The organism is Pseudomonadota bacterium (assembly GCA_018823135.1).
Lineage (GTDB): Bacteria > Desulfobacterota > Desulfobulbia > Desulfobulbales > CALZHT01 > JAHJJF01.
Genome location: JAHJJF010000055.1, coordinates 1 through 13,319 on the forward strand (window position 1 = coordinate 1; position 13,319 = coordinate 13,319).

At 47.8% G+C, this 13,319-nt stretch carries 13 protein-coding genes; 5 read left to right on the forward strand and 8 right to left on the reverse strand.

Annotation, left to right across the window (positions count from 1 at the left end; genetic code table 11):
- Window positions 1-305 precede the first annotated feature (305 nt).
- Together KKE17_05115 and KKE17_05120 are read left to right on the forward strand one after the other, a co-directional pair.
- Window positions 306-1,859: a sigma 54-interacting transcriptional regulator gene (locus KKE17_05115; GenBank protein ID MBU1709369.1), complete on the forward strand. Its 1,554-nt coding sequence runs from the start codon at window positions 306-308 to the stop codon at window positions 1,857-1,859.
- 10 nt (window positions 1,860-1,869) lie between these two features.
- Window positions 1,870-2,433 carry an epoxyqueuosine reductase QueH gene (locus tag KKE17_05120; GenBank protein ID MBU1709370.1) on the forward strand — a complete coding sequence of 188 codons (564 nt, stop codon included), beginning with the start codon at window positions 1,870-1,872 and terminating at the stop codon, window positions 2,431-2,433.
- Here KKE17_05120 and KKE17_05125 read toward each other — a convergent pair.
- The 4 genes from KKE17_05125 to KKE17_05140 all read right to left on the reverse strand — a co-directional run bounded on the left by KKE17_05125 (window position 2,425) and on the right by KKE17_05140 (window position 5,227).
- Window positions 2,425-3,153, reverse strand: a complete 729-nt coding sequence (locus tag KKE17_05125; protein ID MBU1709371.1) for an outer membrane protein assembly factor BamD — start codon at window positions 3,151-3,153, stop codon at window positions 2,425-2,427. The two genes, KKE17_05120 and KKE17_05125, sit on opposite strands and share 9 nt — an antisense overlap.
- A 39-nt stretch (window positions 3,154-3,192) precedes the next feature.
- Window positions 3,193-4,122, reverse strand: coding sequence for a thioredoxin-disulfide reductase (gene trxB / locus KKE17_05130; protein ID MBU1709372.1), 930 nt, complete (start codon window positions 4,120-4,122; stop codon window positions 3,193-3,195).
- 14 nt (window positions 4,123-4,136) lie between these two features.
- Complete coding sequence (gene trxA, locus KKE17_05135; GenBank protein MBU1709373.1) at window positions 4,137-4,466, reverse strand: thioredoxin; 330 nt, start codon at window positions 4,464-4,466, stop codon at window positions 4,137-4,139.
- 221 nt (window positions 4,467-4,687) lie between these two features.
- Window positions 4,688-5,227, reverse strand: a complete 540-nt coding sequence (locus tag KKE17_05140; GenBank protein ID MBU1709374.1) for a DUF309 domain-containing protein — start codon at window positions 5,225-5,227, stop codon at window positions 4,688-4,690.
- Window positions 5,228-5,348: 121 nt separating this feature from the next.
- Here KKE17_05140 and KKE17_05145 point away from each other — a divergent pair, with 121 nt between their 5' ends.
- Window positions 5,349-6,302 carry an alcohol dehydrogenase catalytic domain-containing protein gene (locus KKE17_05145; GenBank protein ID MBU1709375.1) on the forward strand — a complete coding sequence of 318 codons (954 nt, stop codon included), beginning with the start codon at window positions 5,349-5,351 and terminating at the stop codon, window positions 6,300-6,302.
- 135 nt (window positions 6,303-6,437) lie between these two features.
- Here the strand turns inward: KKE17_05145 and KKE17_05150 are convergent, their stop codons facing one another.
- Together KKE17_05150 and KKE17_05155 are read right to left on the reverse strand one after the other, a co-directional pair.
- Window positions 6,438-7,226: a sel1 repeat family protein gene (locus KKE17_05150; protein ID MBU1709376.1), complete on the reverse strand. Its 789-nt coding sequence runs from the start codon at window positions 7,224-7,226 to the stop codon at window positions 6,438-6,440.
- The gene (locus tag KKE17_05155; GenBank protein ID MBU1709377.1) at window positions 7,226-9,142 is read right to left on the reverse strand and encodes a DUF1311 domain-containing protein; all 1,917 of its coding nucleotides are present in this window, start codon (window positions 9,140-9,142) and stop codon (window positions 7,226-7,228) included. The genes KKE17_05150 and KKE17_05155 overlap by 1 nt, the downstream gene beginning before the upstream one ends.
- A gap of 239 nt (window positions 9,143-9,381) precedes the next feature.
- On the opposite strand from KKE17_05155, the gene KKE17_05160 reads away from it, so the two are divergent.
- Window positions 9,382-9,606: a hypothetical protein gene (locus KKE17_05160; protein ID MBU1709378.1), complete on the forward strand. Its 225-nt coding sequence runs from the start codon at window positions 9,382-9,384 to the stop codon at window positions 9,604-9,606.
- A gap of 58 nt (window positions 9,607-9,664) precedes the next feature.
- On the opposite strand, the gene KKE17_05165 is transcribed toward KKE17_05160, so the two are convergent.
- Both KKE17_05165 and KKE17_05170 read right to left on the reverse strand, forming a co-directional pair.
- The gene (locus KKE17_05165; GenBank protein MBU1709379.1) at window positions 9,665-11,938 is read right to left on the reverse strand and encodes a response regulator; all 2,274 of its coding nucleotides are present in this window, start codon (window positions 11,936-11,938) and stop codon (window positions 9,665-9,667) included.
- Window positions 11,939-11,946: 8 nt separating this feature from the next.
- Window positions 11,947-12,672, reverse strand: coding sequence for a transporter substrate-binding domain-containing protein (locus KKE17_05170; GenBank protein ID MBU1709380.1), 726 nt, complete (start codon window positions 12,670-12,672; stop codon window positions 11,947-11,949).
- A 242-nt stretch (window positions 12,673-12,914) separates the two neighbouring features.
- Between KKE17_05170 and KKE17_05175 the strand changes: the two genes are divergently transcribed.
- Entirely contained in the window at window positions 12,915-13,301 is a 387-nt protein-coding gene (locus KKE17_05175; protein ID MBU1709381.1) for a HEAT repeat domain-containing protein, read from the forward strand.
- Window positions 13,302-13,319 lie beyond the last annotated feature (18 nt).

The window sequence follows — 13,319 nt, forward strand, 5'->3', positions numbered from 1 at the left end:
AAACGGCAGCAGCCATCAAGACTGTTTCCTCGGGGATGGTGTACATCTGAGCGAATTCGGCTATGCCCGGTGGGCGGAAGTTCTTGAGGGCAGGATCGGCACCTTATGACAGATTTGTTGTAATTTCTTTTACAAATTTGTAGTTCTGTAGTAAAAACTCCTGATTCATGGATTTTCAACCATTGGCGTAATTGTAAAAAGCGGGATCCGCGTCCGTCTTGTGATTTTCGAAGTCTCGATATTCTCACTTATCTACGAGACCGAAAAATATTCATTAATGATACTGAGGGGTTACATCTTACATTATGAGCCGTAAAGAAATAGAACAGGAATATGCCCATCTCGGCTGCCTTTTTGAAATCACCAAAGTGCTGGCCTCTTCATTGGATTTACCCGATGCGTTGGTGCGTATTCTGGGGATTGTTTCCAGTGAAACGAAGCTGAACAACGGCACGGTGTCCATCATTAATCCTTTCACGGGGCAGGTGGAAATTGAAGTTGCCCATGGCCTGACCGCCGAGGCAAGAAAGCGCGGCAAATACAAAGTGGGTGAAGGAATCACCGGCAGGGTTGTGGCCTCCGGGGCGCCGATTGTAGTTCCGCAGATCAGCGAAGAACCGCTGTTTTTAAATCGGACCCGCTCCCGGGGCGATATATCTCAGAAAGAAATATCTTTTTTATGCGTTCCCATCAAACATGGCAATCATGCAATCGGCGCTCTGAGTGTTGACCGGGACTATCGAGGCGGACTCGACTTTGACAACGATCTTCAGTTCATGACCATATTAAGCGGCCTCATCGCGCAGACGGTTGTTCGTGTACAGGCGGTCAACGAAGAAAAGGAAAGCCTGCGCAACGAAAACATCAAGCTTAAACAGGAGTTGACTGAGAAATATCAGATCGGCAGCATCATCAGCAACAGCAGCCGGATGCAGGAAGTGTTTGAAATGATTGCCCGGGTTGCTGAAAGTAATGCAACTGTGCTGCTTCGCGGCGAATCCGGAACAGGAAAAACCCTTGCTGCCAAGGCAATTCATCATAACAGTAAACGGGCCAGGATGCCTTTTGTGTCGGTCAATTGTTCGGCACTTCCTGAGACGCTTTTGGAAAGTGAATTATTCGGACATGAAAAAGGCGCCTTTACCGGGGCGCAGGCCGCCAAGAAAGGGCGCTTTGAGATTGCTGAAGGCGGGACGCTTTTTCTTGATGAGATCGGCGAGTTGACTCAGACGGTGCAGGTAAAGCTGCTCAATGTTGTACAGGATAAGGAGTTTCAGCGGCTCGGCGGCACCAAGACAGTTAAATGCGATGTGAGGCTTGTTACGGCGACAAATAAGGACCTTGAAGTGGCTGTGGAGGATGGCAGTTTCAGGGAAGATCTTTATTATCGTCTGAATGTTTTTCCCATTTATTTGCCGCCGTTACGTGAACGGCGCACTGATATACTGCTGCTCGCTGAACATTTTCTGCAAAAATATAATATAGAAAACAATAAGGAGATCAGGCGCATTTCCACTCCGGCAATTGATCTGCTCATCCAGTATCACTGGCCGGGAAATGTCAGGGAGCTTCAGAACTGCATGGAACGCGCTGTGTTGATCTGTGATGAAGAATCTATCAAGAGTTACCATTTGCCCCCGACACTTCAGACCGCCGAAAGTGTTAATGAGCGAAATCCTGTTTCACTGGCAGCTGCGGTTGAGAATTTTGAGCGGGAACTTATCATCGAAAGCCTTAAAAAAGCCAAGGGCAATCAGACCAAGGCTGCCCGCCTGCTTGATACAAGTTTGCGGATCATCAATTATAAAATTAATAATTTCAATATAAACCCCAGACAGTTCAAGGTTGGAAAGACTTGAGGAAAGAGGCATGAAGCTGTTACTGCATGTCTGCTGCGGGCCTTGTACGGTGTACCCCCTTGAAGTGTTGCGGGATGAAGGTATTTCCGTGCAGGGGTATTTCCATAATCCCAACATCCATCCCTTTCGGGAATTCACCAAACGCCTGCAGACCGTTGAAGATCTGGGGCATCGTCTGAGTTTCAAGGTAGATTGCGATAGCCGTTATGGCCTCAGGGAATATCTTCGACAGGTTGTCTTTCATGAAGAAGGCCGATGTCGCATCTGTTATGAAATGCGCCTTTTGGCCACTGTGCTGCATGCCCGCGAAACCGGGGCGGACGCCTTTACCACAACACTTCTTTACAGCCGCTATCAGAACCATCAGGCTATACGGGAAATTGCCGAAAGACTTGCAACGGAGCACGGCATTCCCTTTTACTACAGGGATTTCCGGGAGGGCTGGCAGGAAGGCATTGATCTTTCAGTGGCAATGGGACTTTATCGTCAATCATACTGCGGCTGCATATACAGCGAGCAGGAGCGCTATGACCGTAAATCCAGAAAAAAACAAAGAGTTAAAGAATCAATTTAAAAACATGGATACACCAGGTATCCAGAGATACCAAGGGCGGCCAGGTTGTGTTCCTTGCTCAATCTGTTCTTTCAGCACCTTGGCCTCAGGGGCGATTTTCGAATCCGGATAATTCAACAACAGGTAATCCAGGCGGCTGGCAGCCTCTTCAAGAGATCCTTTCCGGGTGTAGTAAACTGCAACCCGATATTCATGGGTTGCGAGAAAATCCCTGGCCTCACTTATCCTTGCCCTGGCCTCAACCGTATAGGGAGATTCAGGGTAGGTCTTTATCAGTTTCAAAAAAGCCTGGATCGAATCCAGGGCGCCGGCCGGGTCCCTGTCCGTGGTGTCGATTTGTTTGAAAAAACTCATTCCCACCTGAAAATAGACATAAGGGATAGCCTCGTTGGTCGGATGGTTTCTTTCAAATTCTTCGTAAAGAACCCGCGACTCTTCAAAATTATCCAGGTAAAAATTGCAGTCCGCAGCCTTGAGTTCGGCGAGAAGACTCTGTGGGCTGAATGGATATCGATTTTTCAGTTTTTCAAAGATTTCAAGGGCGGCATTATATTTGCCGCGGTTAAAATCATCCAATCCTTCCTGAGCGAGGAGCCCGGCTTCATTCTCACGCTCAATTTCCTGCGAGGCGCAGCCAGAAATCCCGGTTGCAACAGCGATGGCCAGAAGGATGAAAATGAATGAAATAGTTTTACTGATGTGTAGTTTAATTGGCAACATTGATATATACCGGACAGCGGGTTGGCTGAACATGGAGGATTAATCGGTGAGTTCTCTGAGATATTGTTCCGCTGATTGGGCGGCGACGGCGCCGTCACCTGCTGCTGTGATCACCTGTCGGACTTCCTTGCTGCGGATATCGCCTGCGGCCATCACCCCTGGGATATTTGTTCGCATCTCACAGTCAGTGATAATATAGCCGTCTTCCAGCACAAGTTGACCTTCCGGGAACATGGAATTGTTCGGTAAGGTCCCAATCAGCACGAAGACGCCCTGGACGGCGAGTTCTGTTTCCGACCCGTCCTTGTTTTGTAGTTTCAAAGACTCTACAGCCTTGTCACCGTTAACGGCAATAACCGTTGTGTCGCAAAGAAATTCAATTTTTTTGTTGGCAAAGGCCTTTTCCTGCACTATTTGCGTTGATCGTAATCGATCGCGGCGGTGAATAACCGTAACTTTGCTGGCAAATTTGGTGAGATGCATCGCCTCCTGGATGGCGGTGTTGCCGCCGCCGACCACGGCGATTTCCATATCTCGATAAAAGGGGCCGTCACAGGTTGCGCAATAGGAAACGCCTTTGCCGGTGAGTTCTTGCTCGCCGGGGATATCAAGTTGTTTGGGCCTTGCGCCGGTTGCAATAATCACCGTCTTGGCCGTAAGTGTCTTGCCGCCTTCAAGGTAGATCTTTTTCAGGGGATCTGAAAAATCCAGGGATTCAACCGGGGCCATTGTGGTTTGCAGATCAAAGCGGGCAGCCTGCGCCGCCATTTTTTCTACCAGGTCAAAACCGCTCAACCCTTCGGGAAAGCCAGGATAATTGTCTATCCAGTCGGTAACCAGGACCTGTCCGCCCACCACGCCTTTTTCCAGAAGCACTGCCTTCAGCCTCGACCGAGCGGCATAAAGGCCGGCTGTAAGGCCTGCAGGCCCGCCACCTATGATGATAAGCTCATAATCTGCGGTATTCATTGAATCCGGCAGGCTTATAAAGCTTTATTGATCATCGCGACAAGGTTGGTCTTACCCACGGCGCCGGTGACCTGATCGACAATCTTGCCCTTCTTGAAAAGAATCAGGGTGGGAATGGCCCGTATTCCATATTTCCCAGGTGTTTCAGGGTTTTCATCGACATTCATCTTTGCGATGCCGATCTTGCCGTTAAATTCTTCGGCAAGTTCTTCGATAACGGGTCCGATAGCCTTGCAGGGTCCGCACCAGGGGGCCCAGAAATCAACCAGCACCGGAAGGTCGGCGTTCAAGGCGTCACTGTCAAAGTTTGCATCTGTTATGTGATTAACTTTCTCACCAGCCATTGTGTTCTCCTTATGTAAATTTGTAAGTCTTTTGAAATCAATCAGATAATAAGATCCAGGCAGGTCTTGGAAAGGCTGGATAATTAACGATTAATTTTATAGAAGACCATTGATTTCAAAGTAAGTTGCAAAGAAAGATAAAGGTATCTTAACCCAGTGCCCGCTCAGATGACAAGCTAATTTTGCCGGGGATTTTTTCGGGTGCCATAGCCTGTAATGCCTTATGAATTAAGCAGTTCAGGGGGAACAGGGTCATGGGTGTGGAGTTTTTTCACAAGGGTGTTCAGAGCGGTGAAATTCGGCAGTGCCCGGCCCCAGAGGTTGAGTGCCGAAGCGGCTTTATCTGCCATGCTGTGAGCCGCTTTTGTGTTGCCGTGCGCCAGATGAATATAGAAACCGGCGGCCCGGATCATGGCCTGAAGCGCCTTTTTTTGGTCACCCTCGGCCGTCATCCAGATCTTTTCAAGCCGTTCATGCACCTCAAAGAAAAGATGGTTGTCCCAAAGGGCAAGAGCTTCCGTGAAGGGGTCGGTTAGTTTTTTTTGGCGGATAGTATCAAGTGACATCCGGTAGCGTTCCAGGCGATCGCGGATATAGCCGAGGTAAGGGGCGGGGATATCCTGGTGCAGATAGATTCCGGCAGTTTTTTCAACAATGGCAAGATCACGGGAATCAAGCGCCTTCATCAGAGACTTGGAAAGAGTGTTTCTGATATCCCGTGAGAGGCGGTCCTCAAAGGGGTCGAATTTCTGTATTGGCATGATACAAGTGTAGCTGTGCGATAAAGAGATGCAAAGAGAAAAAGGCAAGGATGTTGTTTCATATTCCATAACTCTGTTAGAATGCAAAACAGGAAGGAATAATTGAGGGGGTTATCCAGTCATGCGGGCGATAGTATTTGAAGACGGGGCGTTGCGAATTGAGGAGAGTTATCCTGAACCGGTGGCGGGCAATGGCGAGGCATTGATCCGGGTGCTGCTGGCCGGAATCTGCGCCACAGACCTTGAGATCGTCAAGGGCTATATGGGGTTTACCGGTGTTCCCGGCCACGAGTTTGTCGGAGTGGTTGAGAAATGTGCGGATGCGGAATGGCTCGGTAAAAGAGTGGTCGGCTCAATTAACCTGGCCTGCGGCAAATGTCAAACCTGTCTGGGGTCCGGCCCTGAGCATTGTCGTGAACGAAGTGTTCTGGGGATATTTCATCAGGACGGTGCCTTTGCCGAATATCTCACCCTGCCTGTGGTGAATCTGCATGCAGTACCGGAGGGTGTTGCCGATGATCAGGCGGTTTTCACAGAACCTCTGGCTGCAGCATTGCGGATAGGTGATCAGGTGGCGATTCAATCCTTTCATCGCATTGCAGTGGTCGGTTCGGGCCGACTGGGAGTGCTTATCGCTCAGGTGTTGTCGCGTCTGAGTGATGATCTGACCATGTTTGGCAGAAGCAAGGATTCCCTTATCATTGCTGAAAGAATAGGTTTGCCGACGGGCTTGGCTCAGGATGCAGATGATAATGGTTTTGATATTGTTGTCGAAGCAACGGGCAACCCGGAAGGGTTTATGCAGTCCCTGCGCATGGTGAAACCTCTGGGCATCCTTGTCTTGAAAAGCACCTTTGCCCAAAAGGCTACCCTTGATCTTACCAAAATTGTCGTGGGTGAAATTACCGTGATCGGTTCCCGATGCGGACCGTTTGCGCCTGCATTGAAACTCCTGGCGGCAGATCAGATCCATGTCCGTGCATTGATTGAAGCAGAATACTCTCTTGCAAATGGTCTTAGGGCTTTTGAGCACGCTGCAGAACCGGGCGTAAAGAAGATACTTATTCGACCCTAAAGTGGAGCATCTTTTTTTTGGTGGGCTCTACCATTTACGTTTTGGAAAGCAGGCTAAATCATAATGCGGCCAAGGGCCAATTCTACGATGTCCCCATAATTTTGGTTTTTGCGGGATTTGGCGGGCAACTTTTTGTCACTGGATATGGGGGTCAAAAACATTTTCATTTTGTATGTCTTTCATAAACTGTTCAACCAGTAGATCTTGCTGGGCAATTATAGTTGGTGTCAGTTTGTTCCCTAAAGAATCAAGCTTTTCCCTGGCTTCTTTCTTGCCGGTTTTCAGGGCAAGGGTACACCAGCGGTAAGCGGCTACAAGATCTTGATCTTCTAACCAGCCGCCGCTACGGCTATACGTATGCTCACAGAAATTAAAAAGTGCATCTCTGTCTCCTTGCTGAGCTGAACGATTCATCCATTTCAAATAGTTCTTCGTGTCTGACTGAAAACCATAATTAATGGCATGGTGATATTGGCATGCGGGATGACCTGCCTCAGCGCCTTGCTTATACCTTTCCGCTGACAGTTCTTCATTTTGGGGGACTCCTTTGCCGTAATAGTACATCCCTGCAAGAAAATACATGGCGTCAGGGTTACCCCCACTTGCCGCTTTTTCAAACCACTCTTCAGCGCCCTTCAAATCAACTGAACCGCCTTTGCCTTTATAAAGCATGTACCCATACACAAATTGCGCCTGGACGTGACCTTTGTCCCCGGCTTTTTTATACCAGGAGCGGGCTTTTTGTAAGTCAACCTTGGTGTCGTTTTGGCCAAAGTAATAATGGTCGGCAAGTGTGTAAGCTGACCTGGCATCACCTCTTTTGGCTTCTCGGGAAAGTTGTTGAAAAGGAGAATTGTATTCTTTCCAAAACAGCCCCGCTGCAACAATCAATAATACCGGCAATAAAAGAAACAGTTTTTTCATTATCTATTACTGCAGTCCGGGGCAGCGCCGGTACAGCTTCCGTATTTCATAAGGTAAAAGGTATTATGGCCTTTTGGCCCCCCCGGCATTGCCTGGTCTTCAGGAATAATAAAGAATCTGGAGTGAGCTCCTGCAAGACCGTTCGGCAAATCAAAATCGGCTATCACGACATAAGTCTGGGATGGTTCCATATAATGTTCTACTCTTAAACCGTTGCCGTATTTAAGGTATCGAGCGCTGGCCTTGTCTACCCATTTTTCAATGTCCTCTTTGGTGGCTTGCCGCAATTTTCCCTGTTGAACCAAAAGGTCGAGGCCCTTCTGTCCGGAAGGCAAGCCTTCTTTCTTTTTTACTACGTCTTTTATGCCGATTATTTCGTCGTTTTCTGTAGGAATAGCGCCGACATAATATCTGCCGATGGTCGGCTCTGTGAGAATTGTTATGTTGTCCGAACCGGTTATCTGGTTGATACGTTGAATGGCCTGATCCAGTTCTTTTCCGGGCTTATAGGCGTAAAAATATTTACACATTCCCTTGGTTTCGTAGACAAAGTATTTCACCGGAGTTTCGGGTGAAATTCCAACAACCGCTTGCGTGTGATATCCGCCAACAATAACGGCGACGATATTGGCTTCTTTTGTTTTGCTGATCTTCCATACAACAGGGTCATATGCCATGAGCGCAAGAATCACCGGCGTTCCCTGCTTACTGACAACGACTTCTACTTCTTTGGTTGTATGACCACTTTCTCCAAGCTGAATGTCAGAGTTGGTAAGTCCGCTGTAAAGGCTGACAACATATATTTGAGTATTGGCAGGAACGTTGTCTAATTTGCACAGGTCATTGTACTTTCCGGTTAAATCCTGCTGGTCCAGCTTAATAGCTGCGACGTTTTGTTTGACCATGGCGATACGGACCAGATCACGGATGGTTTTAAGCTGATTGATGTGATCTTGAGTAAATCTGTTCAAGCATTCCATGTCCCGCTCTTGTTCTTGATCGGGATTAGCGGAACCATCAAAAGAAAGCTGGATTTGATATTTAAAGAGACATTGGCTGTCGCGGTATTCATGCCACTCTTTATTCATCTCCTCTAGTGTTGATCCCCCACCACCTTCATCGATATTGCTCCGGAGACGCTTCATGAGGACGTTTACGATTTCTTCCAACTCATGGTTCAATTCAATGTTCCGGTCTTGATCTGCGGACTTAGTACCTGGAGTATTCGGTTGTGCAAGTTTCTGTTGAAAATCCTCTGTAGCGATGATCAGATTTCGCATATTTTCCAGACGATTGTTTCTTTCGCTGGTAAGACCAGTCCTGCATTCCAACTCATAGCTTTGGTTGTTCTTGTCAATTGTGTCACTGGATGATTGTTTTATCTGATATTGTAATTTGCACAGAGCATCCCGGTATTCACGCCATTCGGTGTCTGTCTTTTCCAGCAAGCTTTTCCACTCTTCTTTATTAATCATATCCTGAAGACGACTCATTCTTACTGCAAGAAGATCTTTTGAGTCATTATATCTGTCAACCACCCGGTAATCATTTAAAGATAAATCTTTTGACATAATTCTTTCTAAAAGTGGCTCGCTTGCTTGAGACAAAACAGCAATACGTTCCTGATATTTGTTCCGCAAACAATCAGAATTCCCGCACTTATTACGCTCTTTCAGCCACGCCCGTTGCTCTTGCTTGAGTGCGGTAGTGTCGGGATATTTTTTTCCTGCTTCGAGATATGCCTTGCCCAACTTTTCATCAAGCTCTGAAAGGTTGTTATCAGCACAGATCATTTTCTCAACACTGGTAGCTGCTTTGGTGCAGTCGAAACTTGCGGCCAAGGCTTCAGATCCGGAAATAATCAATGCGCAGCATGCCAAAAAAAAGGTTGTTTTATTTAATTTGGTATTCATCATAACATTGTCCACTCAGGGGCTACAATTGACCTACAATGAGTTGCCCTCTAATTTTCTCATGTGTAATAATATAGATTATTTTTTTAGGATGCCTGTACGTTTAATTCAGGCATTAAACGACTAACACTTCAGTTGCCACCTGTCAAGCTGATAGGGTCACACCGATGATAATACGCTAACACAAAAGCAAAAAGGGGACGAGCGCATACTCGACGGGAGTGATTTTGTTGAAGAAGAACATGTTTGCCCAAAAACTGACCCTTGATCTGACCAAAATTGTCGTGGGTGAAATTACCGTGATCGGTTCCCGATGCGGACCGTTTGCGCCTGCATTGGAACTCCTGGCAGCAGATCAGATCCATGTCCGTGCATTGATTGAAGCAGAATACTCTCTTGCAAATGGTCTTAGGGCTTTTGAGCACGCTGCAGAACCGGGTGTCAAGAAAATACTCGTACGGCCGTAACACGACCCTTATTCATTGGTCGTATGTCATTGGACAGGGGAAAGGTTGATCCTGATAATCAGTTTATCGGATTTTTTTGCAGCATTATTTCCTGGATTTTGCTCATGAGCAGTTTGAAGATAAGTGGTTTCTGAATGAATTGCACGTCAGGATGCAGGATGCCGTATTGCTCGATGATATCGTCGGTGTAGCCGGACATGAATAACGTTTTTGCCTCGGGCCGGATCAGTCTGAGCTGTTCAGCCACCTCCGGGCCGTTCATGTCCGGCATGATCACATCAATGAGCAAAACATCAATCTCTCCCTTATATTTTCTAGCGAGATCCATGGCTTCGCTGCCGCCTGAAGCACCTAGAACGTTGAAGCCCTTGGGTTGCAGGGAATCGGCGATCAGGGTGCGGATAGTCGGGTCGTCTTCAACCACCAGAATGGTTTCTTTTCCCGGTACGAAAAATTCTTCCTTTTTATCCTCCGCTACTGGGGTATCCGCAAGACTGATCGGAAAGAAGACCGTGAAGGTGGTGCCGCGCCCAGGGGTTGACTCCACCGAAATGTAGCCGTTATGCTGTTTGACAATTCCATAAACCGTGGCAAGCCCGAGGCCGGTTCCATGGCCAAGATCCTTTGTGGTGAAAAACGGCTCAAAAATCTTATTCTGGATTTCACGGGTCATGCCCATGCCGGTATCAATCACCTGCAGGATAACATAAGCACCGGGCTGCAGTCCTTCATTCCAGGCAGCGAAGTCTTCATCAGCAGTAAAAAGGGCGGTTTGTATGGTAATTGTCCCACCAGTGGGCATGGCATCGCGGGCATTGACGCAGAGGTTCATCAGTATCTGTTCCACCTGTCCGGGATCTGCTTCAATATTCATTTCTGAAATCGGACAATCAATGGAAAGGGAGATGTTTTCCTGGATCAACCGCTGCAGCATCATTTTCATGTTGTTGACCAGGATGCCGAGATTCACCACCTTTTTCATGATGGGTTGTTTTCTGCTGAAGGCCAGCAACTGCCTGGTCAGGGTGGCGGCCCTTTCCGCTGAATTGAGGATGACCTCCAGGTAGCGGCGCATCTCGGTGTTATCCTGAGTATTGCCAATGGCCAGTTCGCAGTAGCCGAGAATTGCGGTGAGAAGGTTGTTGAAATCATGGGCAATGCCGCCGGTGAGCCTGCCGATGGATTCCATTTTCATGGCCTGGATGTATTGCTTTTCAAGGAGCTTGTGTTCGGTGATGTCCTTGGCCGTGTGAACGATTCCGGTAAGTTCCCCCGAATCGTCCAGAATCGGCGAAGCAGAGATCAGAAATATTTTATTCAGATGTTTATGTTCGATTTCGGCAACTTGACTCTTGGAAAAATAGATGGCCGGAATGCCGGGGCATTTCTCGCAGGGTTTTGATTCACCGCGAAAAAGTTCATAGCAGTGTCTGCCGATGAGATCTTCGGGTTCAGCCCCGAACATCCTGCAGGCCGCCTTGTTTACCCGCTGGATAACCAGGGTGTTGTCCATAATGGTGACGATATCATCAAAGGTGTTGAAGGTCCTTTCCCAGTCTTCCATCGCGGCAACGGCTTTGTTCTCCGCCTCTTGCCGTTTTCCGATATCCTCCTGCAGCATGATATTGATCTGTTCGATTTCCAGATAGGCGCCTGCTAGATTGCTGTGCATTTCGTTGATGGCATTGACAACGTCATCCAGTTCATCAATCCTGCCCGCTTTAAACCCTGAACGGGTCAGTGTCAGGGGCTTGGAGTTGAGGATGTCGAGATTCCTGACATGATCCCCCATGGTTTTGAGATGTCTGGTTACCAGAAGATGGAAAATCAGGAAGATAAATACGCCGGCGAAAAGGATTTTTATACCGTCTTCCAGCAGCGCATAATATGTCTTTTGTCTCAGTTCCGCGAAGATCTTATCATAAGAGGCGGATATGGTTATTGTGCCCAGGTCGATTTCTTGCCAGTTATAGGAATAAATCAGAGGAAAGGTCCGCGTGATATTGTTTTCTGAATAAAGGGCTCCCGCCTGGGCAATGAGGACTTTGTCCCGGGTTTGGAGAATGGCGTGATCAATGTCTGGGAGATGAGTAATCCCGTCAAGAATCAGGTTGATTTGTATCCTGTCTCCAACCCAGACGTTGTTTGACAGGCTGGGAAGAATGCTTTTCTTGACATGTTCCATGTGGCTGATAATTTGTTGTTTGTTGGTGATGTACTGACGGCGTATACTGAGGCTCGTGGTCAGTCCGGTGACGATGATTGAAAACAGGAGAATGGCAAGGAAGATCCGGAATCCGATGGTCTGGTGTATGGGGATATTCGGGGCCATAAGATATTTTACCTGTTTGCAGCGCCCTTAAGATTATGGCCTTGGGAATTGATTTGATCGTAGGTGCCGTCCTGTTTCATGTTCTGCAGGGCGGTATTCAGTTGTGGCACAAGGGCTGCGTGGTCTTTGTGGAGATAAAGATAGGTGTCAATGGTGGCCAGCGGCGGCTCAAGGACACGTATATTCCGGAGGTTGAGCTGCTTGATCATGCTCAGGCCGGCAAGCAGTTCACAGACAACAATATCGGTGCGGTCTTTGGCAAGGAGTTCAAAGAGGAGTTTCATGTCCTTTACCACCAGCAGGGACTTGGGATTGTCAATGTATGCTTCAACGCCTTTATGGCCATTGATGTGGGCAACGTTATAGGGGTTGAGTGAAGCCCAAGAATCGGTGCTGAACGTGAAATTTTTTGAAAAGGCAACAAGCTTTCCGGTCTCCAGAAGTTCCGGAACCCGGATCAGATTGGGAAAGTTTTTCTCGATGCCGGCCACCCGTCCTGCGTCCCCAGCCGCCAGACCCATATTGGCATTGATCAGGGCCCGTTCCGGGGGTAAACTCTGGATGAATATTTTTAATCCTACGCGGCTGAATAGTTGGTGAAGCAGTTGATCGCTGATACCGGTCTGATCGTCAAGGTGATAGGGCGGCATGTGACAGGTGTTGAGCACCAGGACTTCCTGGGCTGATGCCTGAAGCGGGAAAAGCAAAAGAAAAAACAGCAGCAGAGATCCCATGTCCTCCCCCCCCCAGGGAATGAACACTTTTTCCTTAGCGTTTATATAAATGAGATATTATTGTTTATCATAATTACTATCAGAAATCCCAGAAAAATATTCCGTTAGACTTTTTTGGCAGGTTTTTTGTTAAAAGATAGAATTTATGATTGTTTGGCTCTTCAGTCATTTCACTGCGGACATGAGTGCAGGGCATGCTGATTTGATCATCACAGGAAGAAAAAATTAAAACTGGAAAGAAAATGGAAGGAGCAAAAGGCACCAGCCTGGTTCAGGTAATGGCCGATTTTATTGAGCAGGGTCTTGTTGAAAATATCGTTATCATGTTCAAGCGTGACCCATCATTATACCCGCTCACCGGAGAACTTCTCCGTGATCCAAGATTCATGGTGCGCATGGGAGTCTCCATACTGTTTGAGGACTTGGCGGTTGTCCGGCCGGACGACATAGCCCTTGCCGTTCCGTCGCTTCTCCCGCTGTTAAATGATCATACGGCCCATGTCAGAGGGGAGGCGGTGAATATGCTGGGGATTATCGGCACAGAAGAAGCGTTGCGCCATGTTGCCCGGATGGTGGATGATCCTGATCCGCAGGTTTCCGAAATCGCCCGGGATATCCTCAGCGCTTGATTTCTTCTGGGAAGTGTT

Coding starts and splice junctions, on each gene's coding strand:
- trxA (MBU1709373.1), bottom strand. CDS start 4,466: ATGGCTGGTGAGAAAGTTAATCACATAACAGATGCAAACTTTGACAGT.
- KKE17_05175 (MBU1709381.1), top strand. CDS start 12,915: ATGGAAGGAGCAAAAGGCACCAGCCTGGTTCAGGTAATGGCCGATTTT.
- KKE17_05125 (MBU1709371.1), bottom strand. CDS start 3,153: ATGTTGCCAATTAAACTACACATCAGTAAAACTATTTCATTCATTTTC.
- trxB (MBU1709372.1), bottom strand. CDS start 4,122: ATGAATACCGCAGATTATGAGCTTATCATCATAGGTGGCGGGCCTGCA.
- KKE17_05170 (MBU1709380.1), bottom strand. CDS start 12,672: ATGGGATCTCTGCTGCTGTTTTTTCTTTTGCTTTTCCCGCTTCAGGCA.
- KKE17_05165 (MBU1709379.1), bottom strand. CDS start 11,938: ATGGCCCCGAATATCCCCATACACCAGACCATCGGATTCCGGATCTTC.
- KKE17_05155 (MBU1709377.1), bottom strand. CDS start 9,142: ATGATGAATACCAAATTAAATAAAACAACCTTTTTTTTGGCATGCTGC.
- KKE17_05140 (MBU1709374.1), bottom strand. CDS start 5,227: ATGCCAATACAGAAATTCGACCCCTTTGAGGACCGCCTCTCACGGGAT.
- KKE17_05160 (MBU1709378.1), top strand. CDS start 9,382: ATGTTTGCCCAAAAACTGACCCTTGATCTGACCAAAATTGTCGTGGGT.
- KKE17_05145 (MBU1709375.1), top strand. CDS start 5,349: ATGCGGGCGATAGTATTTGAAGACGGGGCGTTGCGAATTGAGGAGAGT.
- KKE17_05115 (MBU1709369.1), top strand. CDS start 306: ATGAGCCGTAAAGAAATAGAACAGGAATATGCCCATCTCGGCTGCCTT.
- KKE17_05120 (MBU1709370.1), top strand. CDS start 1,870: ATGAAGCTGTTACTGCATGTCTGCTGCGGGCCTTGTACGGTGTACCCC.
- KKE17_05150 (MBU1709376.1), bottom strand. CDS start 7,226: ATGAAAAAACTGTTTCTTTTATTGCCGGTATTATTGATTGTTGCAGCG.